The organism is Marinobacter gudaonensis (genome assembly GCF_900115175.1).
Lineage (GTDB): Bacteria > Pseudomonadota > Gammaproteobacteria > Pseudomonadales > Oleiphilaceae > Marinobacter > Marinobacter gudaonensis.
The window spans coordinates 1,325,558-1,347,392 of the sequence record NZ_FOYV01000001.1 but is presented as its reverse complement, the minus strand read 5'-3'; the positions used below and the strand labels follow the sequence as shown (position 1 = coordinate 1,347,392).

Genomic DNA, 21,835 nt, shown 5'->3' with positions numbered 1-21,835 from the left:
TATCCACAGTTTTTGTGGGTAAAGGTCACCGTGGAGGTGGCAGTGATTGCTTTTGACACTGTGATTTCCTTACCCGCAAAGTGATACTATAGTGTCACTGTTAATCTGGATCAGGGGGGAGTCCATGAAAGTTGAGCTTGTTACGAATCTTAAGCGTCAAGCCACAAAGATCCTGGCAGATCTGCACGTGTCTAAAGAGCCGATACTGATCACGGAGCACGGCAAGCCATCCGCATACCTTGTCGATGTGCAAGATTACGAGTTTATGCAGCGCCGACTTGAGCTGCTTGAGGGGCTCTCACGAGGAGAGCGAGCTGTACTTGAGGGAAGAACGTACAGCCAAAGCGAGGCCAGGGAGAAAATGAGTAAATGGCTGAAGTAATCTGGACAGAGCCTGCCCTTCAAGAACTGGATGCCATCGCTGAGTACATTGCCCTGGATAACCCTGCCGCCGCAAGCGATCTGGTCCAGCAGATTTTCAATAAAACCGAGCGTTTAGAATATTTTCCTCAATCCGGGCGGATTCCTCCCGAACTCCCCAATTCGGTATACAGAGAAGTGGTGGTGCCGCCGTGTCGTATTTTTTATCGCGAGGCTGAGAAGCGGGTTCTCATTCTCTTTGTCATGCGAGAGGAGCGGCAGCTTCGTGCGTATATGCTCGGAAGCAGCTAATCAGGCGCGTCACTCGGATGCCTTTGCTTCGCTGCGCCAAAGTTAACGGCGCGCTTCAGTGTGATCTCCAAGTCCGAATGTCCGCTTTGCGACCTACCCGAAAATTCGTTGTTAATGTTCGGCTGCGGGATCACGACATCGCTAATTGATATTGAAACTCAGGCCCGCCTAACACACAATCAGGCTCAAGCAAGTAAACAAACGCTCACTTTAATTTCGCGAGAGAGGTAGTACAGGTGACCGAGCTGGTAAGTTACGAGTTGAACGACGGCGTTGCCACAATCACCATCCAGAACGGCAAGGCCAATGCCCTGAGCCATGAGGTGTTCGAGGGTTTGAACGCGGCGCTGGACCAAGCGGAGCAGGATAAGGCGGTGGTTATTCTGGCCGGTCAGCCGGGCGTATTCTCTGCTGGCTACGACCTGAAGGAAATGCAGAAGGGCCCGAAGGAAGCGGCCGCTCTGGTGAAAACCGGCTCCACCTTTACCCGTCGGCTGGCCGCCTTTCCGCTGCCGGTGATCGGTGCCTGCAGCGGCCACGCCATTGCCAAGGGCGCGTTCATTCTGCTGTCGGTGGACCACCGCATCGGTATCGAGGGTCCGTTCAAGCTGGGGCTGAACGAAGTGGCCATTGGCATGACCATGCACCACGCGGGAATCGAGATTGCCCGCCATCGGCTGGCGCCGGCGCATTTCTATCGGTCGGTGGTGAATGCCGAGATCTATAACCCAGAAGGCGCGGTCGAGGCCGGCTTCCTGGATGAGGTGGTCGCCCAGGACAAGCTGGTTGAGCGGGCTAATGAGCTGGCCCAGCATTTCAAGACCCTGAACATGCGCGCGCACCGGGAAACCAAGGTGAAGGCCAAGGCCGACTACCTGGCGCTGCTGGATCGCTGCATCGAGCAGGATGCCGAGCACCTGGGCCTGAACGGCTGAGTCAGCCCTCTTGGCGGAACTGGGGCGCCTCGGCGAACCGGAACAGCCTGGCCAGGATAAGGTCCGGGAACGACTGGATCCGGGTGTTGTAGATCCGGGCGCTCTCGGTGTAGCTGTCCCTCAGTAATGCCAGGTAGTTCTCGGTCTCTGCCATCATCGACATGAACGACTGAACCACCTCGTTGGTCTTCAGGTCCGGATACCCCTCTATCCGGGCCTGAAGCGCACCCGCCACTTTCTTCTCAAAGCCGATCAGTTTCTCCGTCTGGCCCTGGGCCCGCATCTCGGTCGGGTTGGCATTGCGCAGCTGGGCGATGGCTTTCAGCAACTGTTTTTCATGGGCCAGGGAGGCCTTCACCACCTTTTCGAGGTTGGGCCATAGATCGTGCCGCTGCTGCAGGATGGTGTCGATGTTGGCCGTGGCCCGGTCCACCCGGTTCTTCAGGAAGACGATGTCGTTATAGTGCAGTATGGCCAGGTAGCCCAGCAGTACGAAGGGCACTGCCACTGCCGACAGAACCAGGTTGTCGGGGCTGAAGCTTCCGTCGGCAGCAAACAGGCTGGTGGTGGCGAACAGGAACAGGCCCAGCACCAGCGCAATGCCAGCAAAGCCGCGGGCGCCGCGGTCCAGCACAATGTCCTCTTCATCGTTGCCGCTGATCAGAAACGGGGCATTGTCGTCCTGCTGGATGGTCAGCCGGTCTGGCTGCTCCCGATCGAGGCCGGCAAAGCCGAGGCAGTAGACGTTCACGAAGGTGTCCAGGAAGCGAACGGTGTAGCGCCGGTCGCCTCGGTGCTCCACGTGAGAGCGGGGGTATTCGATCTTTGCGCCGTCGGGGCGCACCAGGACCCGGCCGGCATTGTCGTCGAGCCAGAACGGCACCCGTTCCTCCCGGTGCTCGATCACGCGCCATTTCTCGTTCTTGCCCGAGCCGCGTTTCTCTTCCACCTTGTAGTCGTACGCCACGCACTTCTCGTGTTGCAGAGGGTCCCGCAGGGGCGGGTGGTCCTCGTCCACGTCCACCATGGCTTTCAGCTCCGAGAGGCCGAAGCTGAGCCCTCGGGTGCTGCTGGTGGGTACGGCCTCGATCAGGCGCTTGAACTTGACCGTGCGGATCGACAACCAGAGCAAGAGAAGCGCGCCCACGAGGGCAGCCGCAGACAGCGCGCGGCTGGTCCAGGCATGCGGGTATCGACCCTCGGGCTGGTGGGCGACAATGTCCCGGGCCAGGCTGGCGGTCTGGTCGTCCAGCTCCGCCATTGGCAGCCGGTGCTCGACCACACGGCTGAACATCCAGCGGTCCAGCAGGCCACTGGTGCTTTGCCGGATGAGCTGCTGCAGGGCCGCTACGTCCGCCAATACCAGTGGGCTCTCGGTCTCGGCCAGCTGTTGGTATCGGGCTTCGTAGAGGGCGGCAATGGCCGACCACTCCTGGCGGAGCTTGCCAATGCCCAGCACCGTGAGGGTACCGGACACCGCGATGGTCATCACCAGAACGTAAACCCAGAACCGATGAACTTTCACAGCCGGTAGCAGCAAGGCAACGCCCAGTGCCAGAAGCCCGGTCGCGAGGGAGATGCGGATACCGGCCTCGAAGAAGCTCTCGCCGCTGTCCGCGGCCAGGGTGTTCCGGGATACCAGGGCGGGCAGGCTATAGGAGTCAAGGCCGTTGAAGGTGATGATGTCAGAGCCCGGGTTGAACTGGCCGATCACCCGTGCGGTATGTCCCGGGGTGAGCGCCCACTCGGAGTAGATCCTGCGTCCGGATTGCCGGTGATAGGTGCGGGGCAGGTTCCACTGGGCTGCGTCAGGATCGACGGCGGCAGCCACCGTGACCGAACCGCTGGCATCCTTCAGTATAAAGTCGGTGGCACGGGTGCCGGATTCCAATGTTCGGGTTCTCAGGTCGCCGTCTGAATCCCGGTACTCCTCCTCCAGTTTGTAGCGGAAGTACACCGCCTGGGTGCTGGAGTAGGGCGTAGTGATCGTGCCCTCGGCCCCCGAGACTTCACCGCTGACGGCATAGGGCCCTGTGGTCAGGGCGGCCAGGGGTGTTTCCGGGAGGCGTTCGAGCTGGCGGGCCTCTGCCAACTGGGCAAGGCCGGTGGTCATGGCGTAATAGCTACCGGCCAGGCACGCCAGTGCGATGATTGCGAGTAAGGTTCTGCCAGGTAGACTGGCGATATTGAAGCGCCTCATGAGACGGGAAATTCCTGTTCCGCTTGCATGGAGTTGCGCCAGTATAGGGGATCCGGCAGTTTGATTCTGTGAGCCCATTGGAGCAGGCATAGGCGAATTGGCGAATAGGCACGGCGAGATGCCTGGTATAACGTTGGTCTGGTTTATCGATGAACCTTCAGGAGAGCCTTGTGTCCCGGTCCGAACAGTTTGCCAGTGACAACTACAGTGGGGTGTGTCCGGAAGCCTGGGACGCCATGGCAGCCGCGAACACGACCGACGAGCCGGCCTACGGCGAGGACAGCTGGACCCAGCGCGCTGCGGACGGCTTGCGCTCACTCTTCGATACTGACTGCGACGTCTATTTCGTGTTCAACGGTACCGCGGCCAATTCCCTGGCCCTGGCCTCCATTGGCCAGTCGTTTCACAGCGTGATCTGCCACGAGCTTGCCCATATCGAAACCGACGAGTGTGGCGGCCCGGAATACGCCTCCAACGGCGCCAAGCTGCTGTTGGGCGAGGGCGAGAACGGCAAGCTCACGCCCGAGAGCATCGAGCATCTGGTGACCAAGCGCACCGACATCCACTACCCCAAACCCAAGGCGTTGAGTGTGACCCAGGCGACCGAGGTAGGCACGGTATACACCCCCGAAGAACTTCATCGGATCCGGGCCGTGGCGGATCGTCACAAATTGCACATTCACATGGATGGCGCCCGGTTCGCCAACGCTGTGGCGGCCCTGGACGTACATCCCTCAGAGATTACCTGGAAGGCGGGCGTGGATGTGCTGTGCTTTTCCGGCACCAAGAATGGTCTGGCCCTGGGCGAGGCGGTGGTGTTCTTCAATCGCGCGCTGGCCGAGGATTTCGAGTGGCGCTGCAAGCAGGCGGGCCAGCTGGCCTCGAAAATGCGTTACATTTCCGCACCCTGGTGCGGTCTGCTTGAAAATAATGTCTGGCTCCAGAACGCCCGCCACGCCAACGCCTGTGCCGAACGGCTGGAAAAGGGGCTGGAGGGCCTGCCAGGCATCCGCCTGCGCTACCCACGCCAGGTAAACGGGGTGTTCGTAGAGTTGCCTGAGCCCATGCAGACCGAGCTGCGCAACCGGGGCTGGCGCTTCTACAATTTCATCGGCGGCAGCGCCCGGCTCATGTGTTCCTGGTCAACCAGCCACGATCAGATTGACCGCTTCCTCGCCGACGTTCGATCGCTGGCCGGTTAAGTCCGGCTTGCCGTCATCTTACGGATAAAGGCCTGGTGCTCTCGGCTGGCCCGTTCCATACCCGCGGGTCTCAGTCGCACCCTCTGGCCGGGCACGCACTGGGCCAGGCGCGAGGCCGAAAGCGGCGTCAGGTTGCCCAGGCGCGGATAACCGCCGATGGTCTGCCGATCATTGAGCAGGGCGATGGGCTGGCCATCCGGCGGTACCTGTACCGCACCGAGAGATATACCCTCCGATACCATGGACTCGATCCGGCAATGCAATGACGGCCCCAGCAGGCGCACGCCCATGCGGTCGGCGCGATCGTCTACCCGCCACTCAGCATTGAAGGCGTCGTAGAGGCTGCGCCCGAAAAAGTCGGAAATCTGGGCGCCCGGTAACAGGTCCAGCACGGCCGGCGTCGAGTAATCGGGTTGTTCTTCCGGCGGCGCTTCCACTATATCCGAATGCACGGGGTCGGGGGCAGCCACGGTGAGTCGATCATCGGCGGCCAGCCGACGACCCTGGCCATCGAAGCCCCCCAGATGTTCCCGGACCACACAGGCAACACTGCCCAGCGCCGGTTCCGCTGAAAATCCCCCTGCTACCGCCAGATAGGTTCTCAGGCCATTTGCGGGCGAACCGAAAACCAGGCGTTCGCCCTTGCCAACCCGGAACCGGCGCCACATTGGCAGCGGCTGGTTGTCATGCTTTGCGGACAGGTCGGCACCGGTGACGGCGATGGTCAGATCCGCCTCGGCCTGCAGCTCGAGGCCACCGAAGGTTATTTCCAGTACCGGGCTGCCCCAGCGGTTACCCGCCAGCCGGTTGGCCCAGGCCCAGGCATGGATGTCCGCGGGGCCGCCCTGGGTAACGCCCAGGTGCCGCACACCGAACCGGCCTGCATCCTGGAGCAGGGCCAGCGGTCCTGCGCGGGTAACCCGGAATCCGCTGGTGGTGGCGGGGTTCATGATGTTTTCTCCTTCCTGGCCGGTTCCGCAGGCGTCACATCGCCGCCCTCGCTTTCGAAGGTCTGGCGGTCAACCGATACAAAGCGCACCCGGTCTCCCACTTTCAGCAGGCTGAAGCCCTCGCGGTTGCGGTCAAACAGCCGGGCGGACGTGCGCCCGATCAGATTCCAGCCGCCGGGTGTAACCGCCGGGTAGGCGGCCGTTTGCTGGCCGGCGATTGCGACGCTGCCGGCCGGCACTTTCTGGCGCGGCGTGTCCATGCGGGGGCAGTTGAGGCTGTCATCCAGAAGCCCCATGAAGGCAAAGCCGGGGGAGAACCCCAGGGCGAATACCCGGTACTCCTGGAAGCTGTGGGTCTTGATGACATCATCAACCGACATCCCGGAGAGACTGGCCACGCGTTCAAGGTCCGGACCCACGGAAGGATCGTACCAGGTGGCAATCTCATGCTGCTCACCCTCGCCACCAGCGTCGTCCGGTACCAGATTAGTCAGTACCTGAATCAGTTTCTCCCGGGCGTGCCAGGCACTGATCCGCATCGGATCGAAGGTCACCAGCAGGGTGGTGTAGGAGGGCACCAGATCCACCAGTGCCTCGCCGAACGCCACCTCGCAGTCGTGGGTCAGTGACGCCAGCCACAGCAGATTGTTTTCCTCAATGGTGTCGAACAGGCGCACCATCCAGCTGTCGATACCGGCAGGCTCCAGTCTGGGTAACGCCATGTGGGTCACGAGGCTTGCTCCAGGGTGGTCAGCATCTCCCGAATGCGCCGGACGGCGGCGATGGATTCCTCGTTATCGCCGTGCACGCACAGAGTATCGGCCTGCAAAACCAGATCGCTGCCATCGCTGGCGGTCAAGGGTTGCCCGGTGGCAATCCGACGGGCCTGATCGATGATGGTTTCCGGATCATGGTGAACCGCGCCGGGTCTGGAGCGGGGGACCAGTCGGCCCTCGCTGTCGTAGGCCCGGTCGGCGAAGGCTTCAAACCACAGGGTCACGCCCTGCTGTTCGGCCTGCGCTTTGAGTGCGGAGTTGTCGCGCATGGCCAGCGTCATCAATGGCAGATCGGGATCGAAGGCCCGGACCGCCCTTGCGACGGCGGCAAAACGCTCCGGATCGCGGGCCATGTCGTTGTACAGGGCGCCGTGGGGTTTCACATAGCAAAGGCCGGTACCCTCGGCCCGACAGATGCCTTGCAGCGCTCCCAACTGGTACAGCACCAGATTTTCGATCTCCTCCGGGGAGCAGGCCATGGAGCGGCGGCCAAAGCCAACCAGGTCCGGGTAGGCGGGATGGGCGCCGATGCCCACGCCGTGGCGTTTGGCCAGGCGCACGGTCTTGCGCATCACGTCCGGATCGGAGGCGTGAAACCCGCAGGCGATGTTGGCCAGGTCGACATGGGGCATGACTTCATGGTCCAGCCCCATCACCCAGGGGCCGAAGCTCTCGCCCATATCGGCGTTCAGCTTCAAGGTTGCCATAGTTACCTCGTTGCCTCTGCGTGAGGCGTATGTGTTGGCTTAGAAAATGTTTGACCGCTCATACTGTTTGGGCCATTCCACGTTTTGTGCCTTGAGGGCAGCCGCCGCCCGCAGTGGCCAGGCCGGATCGGCCAGTAGCGCCCGGCCCAGAATCACCAGGTCGGCCTGGCCGTTGGCAATCACCGATTCGGCCAGATCCGGGCTGTGAATCAGTCCGACGGCGCCGGTGGCAATGTCGGCCTGGGTTCGCACCGCCTGCGCCAGTGGTATCTGGTATCCGGGATGGATAGGTATCTGCTGGCGAGGATCATTGCCGCCTGAGGAACAGTCTATCAGGTCAACATCGCCCTGGAAGCGCAGCAGTGTGGCCAGCCGAACCGTGTCTTCGAGGGTCCAGCCTCCTTCTACCCAGTCGGTACAGGACAGGCGGAGGAACAGGGGCAGGTCGTCTGGCCATTCCTGGCGCACCACCCGGATGGAGTCCTGAAGGAATCGGATCCGGTTCTCGAACGAGCCCCCGTATTCATCGGTGCGCTGATTGCTTAGCGGTGACAGGAACTGATGAATGAGATAGCCGTGGGCTCCGTGCAGTTCCAGGGCCCGGAACCCCGCTTCCCGGGCCCGCCGGGTGGCGGAGCAAAGCGACTCAAGTGAATCGGCAATCTGTTCCCGGGACATGGCCTGGGGCACCTGCCACTGGCTGGCGTAGGGCAGGGCCGAGGCCGATACCAGATCCTCCCACCCTCCGGTATCCGCCCGCAGCGGGTGCGAGCCCTCCCAGGGCCGACCCACCGAGGCTTTTCGACCGGCGTGGCCAAGCTGGATACCCGGCACGGCGCCCTGCTCGGAGACAAAGCGGGCGATGCGGGCCAGGCGATCGCGCTGCTCATCGTTCCAGAGACCCAGGCAGAAGGGCGTGATCCGCCCCCGTGGTTCTATATGCACCGCTTCGGTGAAAACCCAGCCGGCGCCCCCTGCCGCCCGTGCGCCGAGGTGCACGTAGTGCCAGTCGTTGGACAGGCCGTCCTGGCCGGAATACTGGCACATGGGTGAGAGCATGATCCGGTTTCGGGCCGTCACGGAACGAAACTGGATGGGCCGGAACATGTGCGGGTTAGGATCCCGCCTCAGGATCCGGCGGGCGTTTTCACCGCCGGAGCGTGAGTCGGTAATCGGGGGTGGTGATGCCTGTGTTTGGTCAGTCATCGCGTAGATTCCACGTTGTTGTTGGAGTAAGTGGTCAGCCGGGCGGTCAACACGGTGGTTACCTGGCGCTTTCGATGGCCAGTGCCAGGCGCAGCAGAGCGTCGTCCGAACCGTTCCGGCCGATCAGCATTAGCCCGCTGGGCAATTCGCCCGGGGCATGGTTCGGCAGGCTGATCGCGCACAGGTCCAGCATGTTGGCCACGGTCGGGTTGCGCAGAACCAGCAGGTTCAGGCGGGCGTAATCGTCGTCGGCGGCCAGTTCCTCAAAGGTGGGTGGCACGATGGGCACGGTTGGTGCCAGCAGGCCGTCGTAGTCCTGCAGCCACTGGTCCGCTTCCTGCTTTCTGGCCTGCCGTCGCCGGCAGAGCTCAAGGTAATCCGCGGCGCTGATGCTGGCACCCCGCTTGATCCGGCTGCTCACGCGGGGGTCGTACTGGTCTCCGTGCTGCTCCAGGGAATGCCTGTGGACAAAGTAGCTCTCGGCGGCGGTGAAGCCACCACCTTCCATTAACTCCGGTATGGCAGCGAGCACCGGTGCCGGCGCCTCAATAAGGGTTGCGCCGGCCTCGCGCAGGGTTTTCAGGCGCCGGGCGAAGGCGTAGGCAACGGTGTCGTCCATCCCATCCAGCATGTAGTCCCCGGGCACAACGAAGCGCAGACCTTTCAGCGAGAGGAACCGGATCGGCCGGTAGGCATGGCCGGAGAGCACCGCATCCAGACGTGCGCAGCAATCGACCGTCGGTGCGATTGGCCCGATGGAATCCAGGGTGTCAGACAGCGGGAAGGTGCCATCCCGTGGTACCCGGGACTGGCTTGGTTTGAATCCGGTCAGACCGCAAAACGCCGCAGGTATGCGCACCGAGCCACCGGTATCGCTGCCAATGGCGCCGGCGGCCATGCCCAGTGCCACCGCCACGGCCGCGCCGGAGGAGGAACCACCGGGAATCCGGCCCGGTGCCAATGGGTTTTCCGGCGTGCCGTAATGCGGGTTCAGGCCAAGGCCGGAATAGGCAAACTCGGTCATGTTGGTGTGGCCGGTGAGTACGGCCCCTTCGCAGCGCAACCGGGAAACGATCCGTGCGTCACGGCTGGCCGGAGGCTGCCAGCCCCGGGAGCCGGCGTGGGTGACCTCGCCGCGCACATCGAACAGTACTTTCAGTGCAATGGGCAGTCCCGCAAGCTGGCCTCCGGAAAGCCCGGCAGCGCGTAACCGATCGACGGCCTCCGCCTCGGCCCGGGCGGACTGCTCGAAACGCCGGGTGTAAATGCGGGCGTCGGCCTTGTCCTTGAGGTCCGCCTGGCTGTAACAGCTCGCCAGCAAATCGCGGGCGTTGTGTCTGCCGCTGGCCAGTTCATCCAGCAGGCTTGCGAGCGGCGTTATCGGGTTCATGCGATCACCGGCAGGGTCTGGATATCGTACCGGTGCTGAAGCTCCAGCCCGGTCACCGGGTCCTTCAGCACCATGCGGAAGGCATCCGCCGGGCGCAGTTCGCCGATCACCGGCAAGGTGCCACAGAGCATGGCCTGGCCTGGCGCCAGCTCGGGTTTGTCGAGACCGAAACGTTTCAACAGTTCGGCCGGGTGCAGCAAACCGGTCACCGGCCCTTCCTGGTAGAGTGCCTCCTGGCCGTCAATGGTCGCATAGGAGGCCATCTGTAGCTCGTCCCAGTGGTCGATCACCTGGTCCAGGCGCCAGACCTGCGCGCCAACGGGCTTGGCGCAGACCTGCTTGGAGTGCGCCACCGACCAGGCTTCCGCTTCGCGATCGGTATGATCCGAGCCGATACCCACAAGGGTTCCCTCGGTGCTGCCAATCAGCACCACTTCCACTTCGCCACTGGTCTGCCCACCCAGCACCTGAATGGTCGGCGCGGTGGCCAACTGGTTGGCTGCTACCCGGTAGAACAGCGGCGTTGCCGAGGGCGGGGTAACGCCGATGGCTTTCAGTTCTTCAATATGCTCATCAATGGCGGCCTGCACCCGGCCCGCCCAGCCCGCGATGACCAGCTGGCGGATGTCGATATCCAGGCTCTCTCCGGTGTTGGCAAGGTAAAACGTTGTCATCGGGTGACTCCACTGGTTTTATGCATCAGCTCTCTTGATCAAACCTTTATTAATTCTTCATCAGTTCGGGAAGGAAGGTGGCCAGCTGCGGGAACAGGACAAGCACAATGGCCATCAGGAACATGATGCCCACGTAGGGCATGGCGCCCTTCATCACGTCGCTGAACGGACCGCCTTCGCGAACGCCCTGCACCACGTACAGGTTCAGACCGACCGGCGGGGTGATCAGGGCCATCTCGATCAGCAGGATGATCAGGATGCCCAGCCACACCGGGTCGAAGCCCATGCCGATGATGATCGGGGCGACAATCGGGATGGTAATCACCATCAGCGACAGCGTTTCAATGAAGAAACCCAGAATAATGTATAGCAGTATGGCGAGCATGAGGGTTGAATAGGGGCCCATGCCGGCGCCTTCCAGGAAGCTGGTCAGCTCCCGGGTGATGCCTGCCGACGCCAGCACGAAGTTCAGGAAGTAGGAGGCGATGATGATCAGGATGATCATGCCAGTGGTCTTCATGGTGCCGTCGAGGGCCTCGACAATGATGCCGACGGACAGCTTCTTCATGAATGCGGCGATGGCCAGGGCACCGAGCACCCCAAGGGAGGCGGCTTCGGTTGGCGTTGCCAGGCCGGTATAGATGGAGCCTACCACGATCCCGAACAGCGCCAGTACCGGCACGAGGTGCCGCAGGCCGGAGATCCGCTCGCCCCAGCTATGTGAGACGCTGGGCCCGCCCAGGCTGGGTTTCCAGATGCAGATCAGCGCGGTGCCCACGATGAACATCAGGGCCAGCAGGAGACCGGGGATCAGGCCGGCGGCAAACAGCTGCGGGATCGACGTCTCTGTGAGAAAACCATAGACAATCAGGTTGATGGACGGCGGAATCATGATGCCCAGGGTGCCACCGGCAGCAATTGAGCCGGTAAACAGCTTCGGGTCGTAGCCCATGTCCCGGCCCTGGGGCAGCGCGACCGTGCCGATGGTCGCGGCGGTGGCAACGCTGGACCCGGAGGTGGCGGAAAACAGGGTAGCGGTGCCTATATTGGCGTGCAAAAGCCCGCCCGGCAGCCAGGACAACCAGCTTTCCAGGGCCCGGTAAGTACCGCGGGCAATGCCGGTGCGCACCAGGATCTCCCCCAGCAGAATGAACAGGGGAATGGCAATCAGCAGGTATTTGTCCGAGGCCGACCAGAGAACATCCCCCATGGCGTTGATCAGGGGGAACGGCGAAAAGAGCTCGGCCAGCAGCAGCGCCAGGGCAATCAGCGTGGCGGCAACGGGCACACTCAGCAGCAACAGTGCCAGCAGAATTAGCAGCGCAGTAATAATCATGAGTGTGCCTCTCTGTTTTCTTCTTTGATCTGCTCGTCCATGGTCGGGCTGCCCGCCAGTTCCTGCACCCGGTCAGACTGACCGCTGAGCAGGGCGAACAGGACTCTCAGAGACATCACGCAAACCGCGAAACCAAACCAGACCAGGCCAATCATCCACAGGGCCTGGGGCATCCAGAGCGGTGTGCCCAGGGGGGTATTGGCGGTGGAGCCGCCGCTGTAGGAAGCACTGATCACTTCGTAAACCGCATCCACTACCAGAATGGAGAACATTGCCATGGCCAGGAGTGCCACCAGATCAAGGGCTCCGCGCACCTTCATTGGAAAGTTCAGGTACAGGGCATCAATGCGAATGTGCGCCTTGCACATCAGGGTGTAGGCGAAGGACCAGCTGGCGCTGATCGCCATGATGTAACCGGTCAGTTCCGTGGCATGGACCGCCGAACGTCCTATGAACTGTCGGGACATCACCTCGATGGTTACCAGGACCACCGTGAGCAGGATCAGCACCCCGCCGGCGCGGGCCAGCCAGAGTGAGCCGGTCTGGACGCCTGCCAGTACCCGGTCAAGAAAGGAATTCACCTGGTGAAACATATCGTTCTCCAGGGTGTCCGGGCATGGAGAGACGCCCGGGCACCAGGTCGGTTGTACGATGACTTACTTGGAGGCTTCGAGGCCGGTAACGGCGCCAATGGTCTCGTTCCAGCGGTCCACCCACTGCTGGTCAACCCGCTGTGCCCAGTTCGGCAGCAGGGTTTCTTCCAGGTGGCGTGAGGCTTCCGAGAAGTCGTTGTCCGTGGCCTTCACCAGAACCATGTCGCCGGGCTCGCCGCGGGAACAGTCGCCGTTGCCGGTCAGGCAGGCGATGCCTTCGCGGGTTTCCTCAACCGCCGACGCCCACACCGGGTCCTCGTAGTTCTCCTTGATCTCTGCCATCAGCCATTGCCGGGTTTGTTCCGACAGCGAGTTCCACTTCTTGCCGTTCATGGCGGTGACTACGTGGTCCCAGCCGCCCACAGGCAGCGGGTAAAGGTGGGTCGATACTTCGTGCCAGCCGGAGCTGTAACCAGACAGCGAGCCAGTCACGGCGCAGTCAATAACGCCGCGCTGGAGGGCACCGGGAACCTCGCTGAAGTTCAGGGTGATGCCCTCGGCACCCAGGGCCTGCAAGAACTCGGCGGTGGTTCGGCCACTGGCGCGCACTTTCTTGCCCTTGAGGTCCTGCAGGCCGTCAATCTCGGCGTTACAGAACACCATCTGCGACGGATAGGGCACCACGGCCAGCAGCTGGGCACCCTTGTAACGCTGCCTGAAGGCATCGGCCAGTACCGGGCGATAGGCCTCGGCCACTTTGCGTGCGGTCTCGACATCGGGTGCAATCATCGGCATGTCCAGGCCTTCCAGCTCCGGCGCATCCTCAACCGCATAGTCGGCCACCGTGGAGCCCACTTCCAGAACATTACGAGCCATCAGTCGGAAGACTTCGCCGCCGCCCAGGCCCATCTGGTCAAAGGTGGTTACCTCGGTGCTGATCTGGCCGTCGGAGGCTTCGGGCACATGTTCCTGCCAGAACGGGCGTTCGAAGTTCTGATACAGCGACAGGCTGCTCCAGCTTCCTACGTAATTGATGCTGGTGTCGTCGAGCTCCTGGGCATGGACGCTGGTGCCTGCCATGGCAAGAGCAATGACGGTAGCGGTGGCGAGGGGATTTCTTGTCGTCATGGTTGTTTCCTCTTTCTTCGATGGTCTTGCTCGGTTTGTTTAGAAAAGGGCCAGGTCGCGGTCCGGGATGTCCGTTACCAGCATGTGGCCCGGGCTGTGGGTGATGGCGAAGGACACACCCGAATCAATCAGAACCTGCTGCGGGGTGACGCCGCAGGCCCAGAACACCGGAATTTCATCGTCCTGTACTGAAACAGGATCGCCGTAGTCGGGCGCGTGCAGCTCGGAAATGCCAATGAGCCCGGGGTTGCCCAGATGCACCGGCGCACCGTGCACCTGGGGGTAGCGGGTGGTGATCTGGATGGCGCGAATCACGTCGGCGGCGTTGAACGGCCGCATGGACACCACGAGGTTGCCCGAGAAGCCGCCGGCGGGAGTCAGCGCCACCGATGTCTGGTACATGGGCACGTTCCGGCCCTGGTCGATGTGCCGGACGCGCAGGCCTGACTGGATCAGAGCGTGCTCGAAGGTAAACGAGCAGCCTAGAGCAAAGGTCACCAGATCGTCCCGCCAGTAATCGGCTACGTCTGCGACCGTGTCGGTGGCGGTGCCATCGCGGTAGATGCGGTAGGCGGGCACATCGCGGGCAATGTCGAGATCGTTGGCCAGCGCATGGCAGGTACGGGCGCCGGGCTCGCTAACAGCCAGCAGGGGGCATGGCTTGGGGTTCGCCTGGCAGAAACGCAGGAACCCGGCCGCTTCCGATTCGGGCAGGATCACCAGGTTGACCTGCACATAGCCGCTGGCCAGTCCGGAGGTGGGTCCTTTGAGCAGCCCGTCACGCGCCGCCTGGCGCACCGCGGTGGGTGTGGATTGCGCGTTGAGAGAAGATGACGCTGACATGGTGCTGCCTCAAAAATGGATGATTTTTACATTTAAGTCAGAGGCGCTGATAAATACAATTCGAAAGATAGGATCGGTTTTGATCGAAAAACCTGATCAGTCAGCAGTGTCGGGCGTTGGCGGGACTTTCTGGCCGGAGGGTGCCCGGGTTTCGGCGATGGCCAGTGCCAATTCCGCAATGGCCTGAACCACATTGCCACCGGGCCCGGAACGGAACGCGGCGCTGAACGCCAGGTCCGGCACCCTGGCCGCAACCTCAAACCGCCTGAGAGTGCCTGCGCTGAGTTCCCGTTGCAGGATTTCCCGTGGCAGTGCGCTGACGCCCAGGCCGTCGACGGTCATGCGGATGATGGTCGAAAGCGAGGAGCTGGAATGGATGCGGGTGGAGTGGTTCATCGGGTCCACCAGCGAGCGGATCGCCATGTAGGGTTCGCTTTTTCTGGGGTAGGTCACGATGGGCCAGGTGGAAAGCTCCTCCAGAGACAAGGGGCGCTTTGGGAGATCGAGTTTCGGGCTGGCCACCCAGATCAGCGAATAGCGGCAAAGTTTCCGGTTGATGATACCCGGCTGGTTGACGCCGCCCATCAGAAAGGCGATGTCGATTTCATGATTCACCAGTTTCTCGGCAAGATTGACGGAGATGTCGACATCAAGCTCCAGATTGATGGCAGGATACGCCTCGCTGACCCGTTCAATCAGTTGCGGCAGCCAGGTGTGGGCAATGGTCTCCGACACCGCCAGACGGATAGTGCCCTGAATGGAGGAAGGCTTGGCCACCGCCTGCAGCATCTCCCCGTGCAGGCTGAGCATCTTTTCCGCGTAGATCAGGAATTCGCGGCCCTTGGCGGTGAGCGTGATCTGCCGGCCCGAACGATCGAACAGCTCCACACCCAGCTGGTCCTCCAGCCCGGCGATTCGCGCGGAAACCGAAGGCTGTGACGCGTAAACGCGACTTGCTGCTGCCCGGAAACTGCCCAGTCGCGCAATCCAGATGAAAGTTTCCAGGGTTCGAATGTTCATGAGTCTACCGGGCAGCCAGGGGTTTATACGGAGGATAGGGCAGGCAGCGCCGCCCTGCCAAAACAGCGTATCGCAAGTGGACCGAGTTCATGGTATACCAGCGTTCGGAAAGTTTTGTTCCTAACGATCACTTTGTAACAGCCCCAATCAGTCCGGAAGTTGTCAACATGCCAAGAGCCAGTGAAATCAAGAAAAACTCTGCGGTCGAGTACGATGGCCGCGTTTACTTTGTGAAGGATATCGAGCGTTCCGTGCCCCAGGGTCGCGCCGGCGGCAGCCTATACCGCATGCGCATGTACGACGTGGTCACCGGCTACAAGCTCGATGAGACCTTCAAGGATTCGGACATGCTCAACCTGGCGGACCTGACCCGACGGGAAGTGACCTTCTCGTACGCCGACGGCGACGAGTATGTGTTCATGGACACCGAGGATTTCACCCAGTACAGCCTGAACCGCGAAGCCATCGCCGAGGAGCTTCTTTTTATCAGCGAAGACACTCAGGGCGTCATGGTGATCCTGCTCAAGGACTCGCCGGTTGCGCTCGCGCTCCCGCCGACGGTTGAACTGGTCATCGATGAGACAGATCCTTCTGTGAAAGGCGGCTCGGCGACGGCGAGAACCAAACCCGCGCGCTTTAACACCGGTCTGGTGGTGCAGGTGCCGGAGCACATTTCCACCGGCGACCGCATCCGCATCAACGTGGAGGAGCGCAAGTTCCTGGGTCGTGCCTGACCCTGTATCGCACCAGAACCACATCGCACCAGAACAGGGATATCCCTTGAAAGCTGTAGACACTGTAAAGGTACTGGTGGCCAGCGTCATTTCCGTGGTGGTGATGGTCGGGATAGCGCGGTTTGCCTACACCCCGATGATCCCGGAAATGGTCGCGGCCCTGGGCCTGAGTAAATCGGTGGTCGGGCTGCTCGCTACCGTGAACTACGCCGGCTATCTCACCGGCGCGGTTCTGATAACCCGCATCAGCGATCTCGCCCTGAAATATCGGCTATACCAGCTGGGGCTTGTGGTCGCGGTGGTGTCCACTGCGCTCATGGGGTACACCACAAACGTCTGGTTGTGGAGTGCGCTGCGCTTTATCTCCGGGCTGAGCACCTCCGCTGGTATGTTGCTGGGCGCCGGCTTGCTGATGAGCTGGTTGATCAAACACAACCAGAAATCGGAGCTTGGCGTTTTCTTCTCGGGCATTGGCCTTGGCATTGTGCTCACCGCCGTGGTGGCCGAGCTGATCAAGGAACCTTACGCCTGGGACCAGCAGTGGGTGATCTATGGGCTGGTGGCGCTGGCGCTTCTGGTGCCGGCCTGGCGCTGGATGCCGGATTACCGCACCTGCGCCCTGCCACGAACCGGCGCCGCCGGTTCCGCCAACGAACGCAGCCGGTTCATAAGGTTGTTGCAGCTGGCCTATTTCTGCGCGGGCGTGGGCTATGTGGTAACGGCCACCTTTCTCGTGGCGATTGCCGAATCCATGCCCCGGCTGGAAGGTCAGGGCTGGCTGGTGTGGCTGATTGCCGGAGTGGCCGCCACCCCCGCCTGCTGGCTATGGGATGTGTTCTCCCGACGCTGGGGCCAGTGGCTGGCGCTGTATCTGGCCTATGCCCTGAATTCGGTCAGTATCCTGATGCTGATCGTGAATACCAGCCTTGCCAGCGTGATGCTCAGTTCGGTGATCTATGGCGCCAGCTTTATTGGCATTGTCAGCATGATGCTGGCGATGGTGGGGCGGGTGTTCCCGGAAAATCCGTCCCGGCCCATGAGTCGGCTGACCTTCAGCTACGGCATCGCCCAGATGCTGGCGCCAGCCGTGGTGGGTTACCTGGCCGATGTGGAGGGTAATTACACCAGCGGGCTGTGGCTCACACTGGTGGTGATGGCGCTTGGCGTGGTGGTGCTGCACCTGGCCCGCCGGGCCAAAGACGCAGAGGCGGCCCTCGCCGTCTGATTACATGCCGGCGTCCTTCACGTTCTCCATGACCACGAAAGTGCTGGTCTGGAGCACATGGGGCAGGGCCGAGATTTCCTCCCCCAGCACCTGTCGGTATTCGTGCATGTTGCGGGTGCGTACTTTCAACAGGTAATCAAAGTTGCCGGCAATCATGTGGCACTGTTCCACCGCTGCCAGGTCCTTGACCGCATGGTTGAAGGCGGTGAGGGCGGCGCTGCTGGTGTCGTTCAGGGTGACCTGGGCGAACGCGATGTGGCTCAGGCCCAGTTTGGTCTGGTTGACCAGCGCCGTGTACCCGGTGATGAATCCCTGCTCCTCGAGCCGGCGCATTCGCACCTGGCAGGGCGTCTTGGAGAGCCCGACCCGGGAGGCAAGCTCGGTTACCGTAATCCGGGAGTTCTTCTGCAGTTCGCGGATGATTGATTGATCAATTCTATCCAAATCGGCCATGGTTCGGGCTCCGGGCTGGATTAACGGCTAAATCCTTCTGCAAATATAATCGAAACTCCTTCCTGGCGAAACTTTATGGTCAAAGCGACTTTGGGCGCTTGCGTATACTGGATGTGGAATCCGCCCACGTGTCACGCCTGCAGCCCGGAGAAGATTGATGACCGATTCCCGCCCATTACAACAACAAACACTGCTTGAACAACTGGCCGATGTGCTCGAAAACCAGAGCGACGGCGATGCCGGCTCCCTGGAATTGCGGGAACTTGTCGCCCGGATGGTGGAGGAGTCCCGCTCTTGGGATGACGACCTGCACGCGGCACTGATTCGACGCTTTGGTGAAACCCACGGTGGTCGCTACGGACAGGTGTTCAGCGGCAGTTTTCCCTCGGCCTACCGGGCCCGGTTCAACGTCGCAGAAGCCCTGGCCGACATCGAACAGATCCAGTCCATCGCCGTCAGCACCGACGTGCCCATGCGCTTCTACCAGCCCAGGGATCCGGCCGAGGGCGGTTTTCATTTCAAGCTCTATAGTGGTGGTCAGCCGGCGGTACTATCGGATGTGATTCCGATCGTCGAGAATCTGGGCATGCGGGTGCTGGGCGAGCACCCCTACAGGATTCGACGGCGAGATGGCGAAACCTTCGGGATCAGTGATTTTTCCGTGGAATTGCACGAGCGCTGCCGGGGCGGCGATCTCGAAGCGGCCCGGGATCGCATCCAGGCGGCCTTCCGGGAAATCTGGAACGGCTTTGCCGAGAACGATGACTTCAACCAGCTGATCCTGTTGTGCAACATGGGCTGGCGGGAAGTGGCTCTGCTGCGGGCCTACTCACGCTACATCAAACAGCTGCGTTTTGGGTTCAGTCAGCCCTTTATTGCCGAAACCCTGGCCCGCTACCCGGACCTGACCGGCCGTCTGGTGGCCCTGTTCCATGCCCGTTTTGATCCCGATATCGATGACCCTGATCATCGCGCCGAGCGTTGCCGGGAAATCGAGGTGGGTATCCAGCAGGCCCTGGAATCGGTTGAAACCCTGGACGACGACCGCATCCTGCAGCGCGTTTTTGTGCTGATCAGGGCCACCCTGCGCACCAACTATTTCCAGCGCGGGGTGCATGGCGAGCCTCTGGCATACCTGTCCCTGAAGCTGGCGCCCGCCGATATACCGGACATTCCGCAGCCGCGCCCCAGGTTCGAGGTGTTTGTCTATTCACCCCGGGTGGAGGGCGTGCACCTGAGGGCCGGGCCGGTGGCGCGGGGCGGTATCCGCTGGTCGGACCGGGTCGAGGATTACCGAACCGAAGTGCTCGGGCTGGTAAAGGCCCAGCAGGTCAAGAACTCGGTGATCGTGCCAGCCGGCGCCAAGGGCGGGTTCGTGGTGAAGCAGCAAGCACCGGAGGCTACGCCCGATCAGCTCCGTGCCGAGGGTGTGGCCTGTTACCAGACGTTTATCCGGGGGCTGCTGGACATCACCGACAACCTCGAGGAAGGCCGGGTCATTGCCCCGCACCAGGTGGTTCGCCACGACGCCGACGACCCCTACCTGGTGGTTGCGGCCGACAAGGGCACGGCGACGTTTTCCGACATCGCCAACCTGCTGTCTGCAGAATACGGTTTCTGGCTGGGGGATGCCTTCGCCTCCGGGGGCAGCGAAGGCTACGACCACAAGAAGATGGGCATTACCGCCCGGGGCGCCTGGGAATCGGTCCGGCGGCATTTTCTGGAACTGGGCGTGGATACCCAGAACGATGAATTCACGGTGGTCGGCATTGGTGACATGGCCGGCGATGTGTTCGGCAATGGCATGCTGCTGTCGGATCGCATCCGGCTGGTGGCCGCCTTCAACCACCGGCATATTTTTATCGACCCCGATCCGCAAGCCGGGTCGTCGTTCCGGGAACGCCAGCGGCTGTTCAATCTGCCCGGTTCCAGCTGGGCTGATTACGACCGCAGCCTGATCAGCGAGGGCGGTGGCGTGTTTGCCCGCTCCATGAAGTCCATTCCTGTCTCGGACGCCATGGCCCGGGTTTTGGGAATCCGGGACCGGGCGGTTACGCCCAACGAATTGATCCGGGCTGTCCTTCAGGCGCCGGTCGACCTGCTGTGGAATGGTGGCATCGGTACGTACGTCAAGGCCGCCTCGGAAACCCACGAACAGGTTGGCGACAAGGCCAACGACGGGCTTCGCATCGACAGCTCGGAATTGCGCTGCAAGGTGCTGGGGGAGGGAGGCAACCTCGGGGTCACCCAGCGTGGGCGTATCGAGTTTGCTCGCCGGGGTGGCGCTGCCAACAGCGATTTCATCGACAACGCCGGCGGCGTGGACTGCTCTGACCACGAAGTGAACATCAAGATCCTGATGAACGACCTGGTGCACCAGCAGCGGATGACGCTGGCCGAGCGCAATCACATGCTCCGCGCCATGACCGACGAGGTCGCCGCGCTGGTCCTGGCCAACAATTACCGCCAGGCCATGGCCCTGAGTCTGGCGGTCAATCCCGCGGTTGCCCATCTGGACCAGTATGAACGCCTGATGCGGCGCCTCGAGAACGAAGGACGCCTGGACCGCAGCCTGGAGTTCCTGCCCTCGGACGAAGAACTGGAAGCCCGACGCGAACGGGGAGAGGGGCTGACCCGGCCGGAACTGGCGGTGTTGGTGTCCTACGCCAAGATTGAACTCAAGCAGGCGCTGGCCGTGTCCGACATTGTGCGGGAGCCAGGGTTCAGTGGCGCGCTGCATTCGGCGTTTCCGCCATCCCTGCTTGCGGCCTTCCCGGATGAGATCAACAGCCATCCGTTGAGGGCCGAGGTATCGGCCACACAGATTGCCAACGACATCGTCAATCGCATGGGTATCACCTGGTTTGATCGAATGCGCAGCACCACCGGTGCCGACGCTGGCCGGATTGCCGCCGCCTACCTGATCTCCCTGCGGATCCACGACGTAGACGCCCAGTGGGAGGCCATTGAAGCGCTTGATGGACAGGTTGACGCCAGCGTGCAGGCGGATCTCTACGCCGATGCCATCCGCCTGGTCACCCGCAGTGCCAGCTGGCTGCTGCAGAACCGGAAACAGGCCCTGGACCCGGTGGATTGTGTTGCCGCCTACCAGGGCGCCCTGGCCGATGTACTGACTTCAAAAAGCCAACTGGAATCGGTGATTCCTGCAAGTCGCTGGCAGGAACGCTATGCTGAATATGGTAAGCGGCAGGTTCCGGACGCTCTGTCGCTCTGGTGTGCCTCCGCTGAAAGCCGCTACTGGCTGATGGACATGGTGGAAATTGCCCGGCAGCTGAACGAGGAGCTGGCATCCGTGGCCTGGGTCTACTTCACGCTCGGGGAGAGCCTGAACCTGACCTGGCTGGATCGCCAGATGCGAAGCTTCCGGGCCAGTGGCCACTGGCAGGTTCTGGCAACCATCCATTTCCGGGATGAGCTGGACCACCAGTTACGGAACCTGACATTCAGTGTGTTTTCCGAGCCGGTGTCGGGTGAGGGTGCGCCACAGGACAGGCTGGAGGCCTGGCGTCAGGACAAGCGCATGGCCCTGAGCCGGTGGCAACGCATGTTGAGTGACATGCAGGCTGCCAACGAAGTGGATTGTGCTGTTTTCTCGGTGGCCCACGGGGTGTTGAGGGAGCTGGCAGCCAAAGCCGGGTAGAGGCCTGGAAGCCAAATTGCCCAAATATTAAATTCAGGAAATAAACTTGGGTTGTAGTGAGTCGTCAAAAAAGACGTAAAGAGGTGCCAGGCCAAAATTTATAGACAAATAGTCTTTGTTGATCTGGGTA

Annotated in this window: 20 protein-coding genes; 7 read left to right on the top strand and 13 right to left on the bottom strand. The window is 61.8% G+C overall.

Annotation, left to right across the window (positions count from 1 at the left end):
- Window positions 1-124: 124 nt before the first annotated feature.
- The 3 genes from BM344_RS06130 (at window position 125) to BM344_RS06120 (ending at window position 1,607) form a co-directional block, all read left to right on the top strand.
- Entirely contained in the window at window positions 125-382 is a 258-nt protein-coding gene (locus BM344_RS06130; protein WP_091987238.1) for a type II toxin-antitoxin system Phd/YefM family antitoxin, read from the top strand.
- Window positions 370-672 carry a type II toxin-antitoxin system RelE/ParE family toxin gene (locus BM344_RS06125; protein ID WP_091987235.1) on the top strand — a complete coding sequence of 101 codons (303 nt, stop codon included), beginning with the start codon at window positions 370-372 and terminating at the stop codon, window positions 670-672. Before BM344_RS06130 ends, BM344_RS06125 begins: the two co-directional genes overlap by 13 nt.
- A gap of 236 nt (window positions 673-908) precedes the next feature.
- On the top strand, window positions 909-1,607 hold the full coding sequence (locus BM344_RS06120; protein ID WP_091987233.1) for a crotonase/enoyl-CoA hydratase family protein: 699 nt from the start codon (window positions 909-911) through the stop codon (window positions 1,605-1,607).
- 1 nt (window position 1,608) lies between these two features.
- Here BM344_RS06120 and BM344_RS06115 read toward each other — a convergent pair whose 3' ends face one another.
- Window positions 1,609-3,807 (bottom strand): LemA family protein, encoded by a 2,199-nt coding sequence (locus tag BM344_RS06115; protein ID WP_091987231.1) that lies wholly within the window; start codon window positions 3,805-3,807, stop codon window positions 1,609-1,611.
- 149 nt (window positions 3,808-3,956) lie between these two features.
- On the opposite strand from BM344_RS06115, the gene BM344_RS06110 reads away from it, so the two are divergent.
- Entirely contained in the window at window positions 3,957-5,009 is a 1,053-nt protein-coding gene (locus BM344_RS06110) for a threonine aldolase family protein (RefSeq protein ID WP_091987229.1), read from the top strand.
- On the opposite strand, the gene BM344_RS06105 is transcribed toward BM344_RS06110, so the two are convergent.
- The 11 genes from BM344_RS06105 to BM344_RS06055 all read right to left on the bottom strand — a co-directional run bounded on the left by BM344_RS06105 (window position 5,006) and on the right by BM344_RS06055 (window position 15,632).
- Window positions 5,006-5,959 (bottom strand): 5-oxoprolinase subunit C family protein, encoded by a 954-nt coding sequence (locus tag BM344_RS06105; RefSeq protein ID WP_091987227.1) that lies wholly within the window; start codon window positions 5,957-5,959, stop codon window positions 5,006-5,008. The genes BM344_RS06110 and BM344_RS06105 overlap by 4 nt on opposite strands.
- Window positions 5,956-6,681, bottom strand: a complete 726-nt coding sequence (gene pxpB, locus BM344_RS06100) for a 5-oxoprolinase subunit PxpB (RefSeq protein ID WP_091990840.1) — start codon at window positions 6,679-6,681, stop codon at window positions 5,956-5,958. The genes BM344_RS06105 and pxpB overlap by 4 nt, the downstream gene beginning before the upstream one ends.
- 5 nt (window positions 6,682-6,686) lie before the next feature.
- Window positions 6,687-7,442 (bottom strand): 5-oxoprolinase subunit PxpA, encoded by a 756-nt coding sequence (locus BM344_RS06095; protein ID WP_091987225.1) that lies wholly within the window; start codon window positions 7,440-7,442, stop codon window positions 6,687-6,689.
- Window positions 7,443-7,481: 39 nt separating this feature from the next.
- A complete protein-coding gene (locus BM344_RS06090) occupies window positions 7,482-8,549 on the bottom strand; it encodes an NADH:flavin oxidoreductase/NADH oxidase (protein ID WP_167363244.1) in 1,068 nt (355 codons plus the stop codon).
- Between the two features lie 157 nt (window positions 8,550-8,706).
- A complete protein-coding gene (locus BM344_RS06085; protein ID WP_091987221.1) occupies window positions 8,707-10,038 on the bottom strand; it encodes an amidase in 1,332 nt (443 codons plus the stop codon).
- Window positions 10,035-10,712, bottom strand: a complete 678-nt coding sequence (locus BM344_RS06080; RefSeq protein WP_091987219.1) for a DUF2848 domain-containing protein — start codon at window positions 10,710-10,712, stop codon at window positions 10,035-10,037. The genes BM344_RS06085 and BM344_RS06080 overlap by 4 nt, the downstream gene beginning before the upstream one ends.
- A 49-nt stretch (window positions 10,713-10,761) precedes the next feature.
- Window positions 10,762-12,048 (bottom strand): TRAP transporter large permease, encoded by a 1,287-nt coding sequence (locus BM344_RS06075; protein WP_091987217.1) that lies wholly within the window; start codon window positions 12,046-12,048, stop codon window positions 10,762-10,764.
- Window positions 12,045-12,641 (bottom strand): TRAP transporter small permease subunit, encoded by a 597-nt coding sequence (locus BM344_RS06070; protein WP_091987215.1) that lies wholly within the window; start codon window positions 12,639-12,641, stop codon window positions 12,045-12,047. The genes BM344_RS06075 and BM344_RS06070 overlap by 4 nt, the downstream gene beginning before the upstream one ends.
- Before the next feature lie 63 nt (window positions 12,642-12,704).
- Window positions 12,705-13,769 (bottom strand): TRAP transporter substrate-binding protein, encoded by a 1,065-nt coding sequence (locus tag BM344_RS06065; RefSeq protein ID WP_091987213.1) that lies wholly within the window; start codon window positions 13,767-13,769, stop codon window positions 12,705-12,707.
- A gap of 39 nt (window positions 13,770-13,808) precedes the next feature.
- Complete coding sequence (locus tag BM344_RS06060) at window positions 13,809-14,612, bottom strand: putative hydro-lyase (RefSeq protein WP_091987211.1); 804 nt, start codon at window positions 14,610-14,612, stop codon at window positions 13,809-13,811.
- Between the two features lie 96 nt (window positions 14,613-14,708).
- The gene (locus BM344_RS06055; RefSeq protein WP_091987209.1) at window positions 14,709-15,632 is read right to left on the bottom strand and encodes a LysR family transcriptional regulator; all 924 of its coding nucleotides are present in this window, start codon (window positions 15,630-15,632) and stop codon (window positions 14,709-14,711) included.
- Window positions 15,633-15,799: 167 nt separating this feature from the next.
- Between BM344_RS06055 and efpL the strand changes: the two genes are divergently transcribed.
- Both efpL and BM344_RS06045 read left to right on the top strand, forming a co-directional pair.
- The gene (efpL, locus tag BM344_RS06050; RefSeq protein ID WP_091987207.1) at window positions 15,800-16,366 is read left to right on the top strand and encodes an elongation factor P-like protein EfpL; all 567 of its coding nucleotides are present in this window, start codon (window positions 15,800-15,802) and stop codon (window positions 16,364-16,366) included.
- A gap of 46 nt (window positions 16,367-16,412) precedes the next feature.
- The gene (locus tag BM344_RS06045) at window positions 16,413-17,591 is read left to right on the top strand and encodes a YbfB/YjiJ family MFS transporter (protein WP_091987205.1); all 1,179 of its coding nucleotides are present in this window, start codon (window positions 16,413-16,415) and stop codon (window positions 17,589-17,591) included.
- Here BM344_RS06045 and BM344_RS06040 read toward each other — a convergent pair whose 3' ends face one another.
- On the bottom strand, window positions 17,592-18,044 hold the full coding sequence (locus tag BM344_RS06040; RefSeq protein ID WP_091987203.1) for an Lrp/AsnC ligand binding domain-containing protein: 453 nt from the start codon (window positions 18,042-18,044) through the stop codon (window positions 17,592-17,594).
- A gap of 157 nt (window positions 18,045-18,201) precedes the next feature.
- Here BM344_RS06040 and BM344_RS06035 point away from each other — a divergent pair, with 157 nt between their 5' ends.
- Entirely contained in the window at window positions 18,202-21,705 is a 3,504-nt protein-coding gene (locus BM344_RS06035; RefSeq protein WP_091987200.1) for an NAD-glutamate dehydrogenase, read from the top strand.
- Window positions 21,706-21,835: the final 130 nt, after the last annotated feature.

Bases quoted from the DNA above. Each gene is read 5' to 3' on its own strand.
- BM344_RS06130 (WP_091987238.1), top strand. From the start codon at position 125: ATGAAAGTTGAGCTTGTTACGAATCTTAAGCGTCAAGCCACAAAGATC.
- BM344_RS06125 (WP_091987235.1), top strand. From the start codon at position 370: ATGGCTGAAGTAATCTGGACAGAGCCTGCCCTTCAAGAACTGGATGCC.
- BM344_RS06115 (WP_091987231.1), bottom strand. From the start codon at position 3,807: ATGAGGCGCTTCAATATCGCCAGTCTACCTGGCAGAACCTTACTCGCA.
- BM344_RS06110 (WP_091987229.1), top strand. From the start codon at position 3,957: ATGAACCTTCAGGAGAGCCTTGTGTCCCGGTCCGAACAGTTTGCCAGT.
- BM344_RS06105 (WP_091987227.1), bottom strand. From the start codon at position 5,959: ATGAACCCCGCCACCACCAGCGGATTCCGGGTTACCCGCGCAGGACCG.
- pxpB (WP_091990840.1), bottom strand. From the start codon at position 6,681: ATGGCGTTACCCAGACTGGAGCCTGCCGGTATCGACAGCTGGATGGTG.
- BM344_RS06095 (WP_091987225.1), bottom strand. From the start codon at position 7,442: ATGGCAACCTTGAAGCTGAACGCCGATATGGGCGAGAGCTTCGGCCCC.
- BM344_RS06090 (WP_167363244.1), bottom strand. From the start codon at position 8,549: ATGTTCCGGCCCATCCAGTTTCGTTCCGTGACGGCCCGAAACCGGATC.
- BM344_RS06085 (WP_091987221.1), bottom strand. From the start codon at position 10,038: ATGAACCCGATAACGCCGCTCGCAAGCCTGCTGGATGAACTGGCCAGC.
- BM344_RS06080 (WP_091987219.1), bottom strand. From the start codon at position 10,712: ATGACAACGTTTTACCTTGCCAACACCGGAGAGAGCCTGGATATCGAC.
- BM344_RS06075 (WP_091987217.1), bottom strand. From the start codon at position 12,048: ATGATTATTACTGCGCTGCTAATTCTGCTGGCACTGTTGCTGCTGAGT.
- BM344_RS06070 (WP_091987215.1), bottom strand. From the start codon at position 12,641: ATGTTTCACCAGGTGAATTCCTTTCTTGACCGGGTACTGGCAGGCGTC.
- BM344_RS06065 (WP_091987213.1), bottom strand. From the start codon at position 13,769: ATGACGACAAGAAATCCCCTCGCCACCGCTACCGTCATTGCTCTTGCC.
- BM344_RS06060 (WP_091987211.1), bottom strand. From the start codon at position 14,612: ATGTCAGCGTCATCTTCTCTCAACGCGCAATCCACACCCACCGCGGTG.
- BM344_RS06055 (WP_091987209.1), bottom strand. From the start codon at position 15,632: ATGAACATTCGAACCCTGGAAACTTTCATCTGGATTGCGCGACTGGGC.
- efpL (WP_091987207.1), top strand. From the start codon at position 15,800: ATGCCAAGAGCCAGTGAAATCAAGAAAAACTCTGCGGTCGAGTACGAT.
- BM344_RS06040 (WP_091987203.1), bottom strand. From the start codon at position 18,044: ATGGCCGATTTGGATAGAATTGATCAATCAATCATCCGCGAACTGCAG.
- BM344_RS06035 (WP_091987200.1), top strand. From the start codon at position 18,202: ATGACCGATTCCCGCCCATTACAACAACAAACACTGCTTGAACAACTG.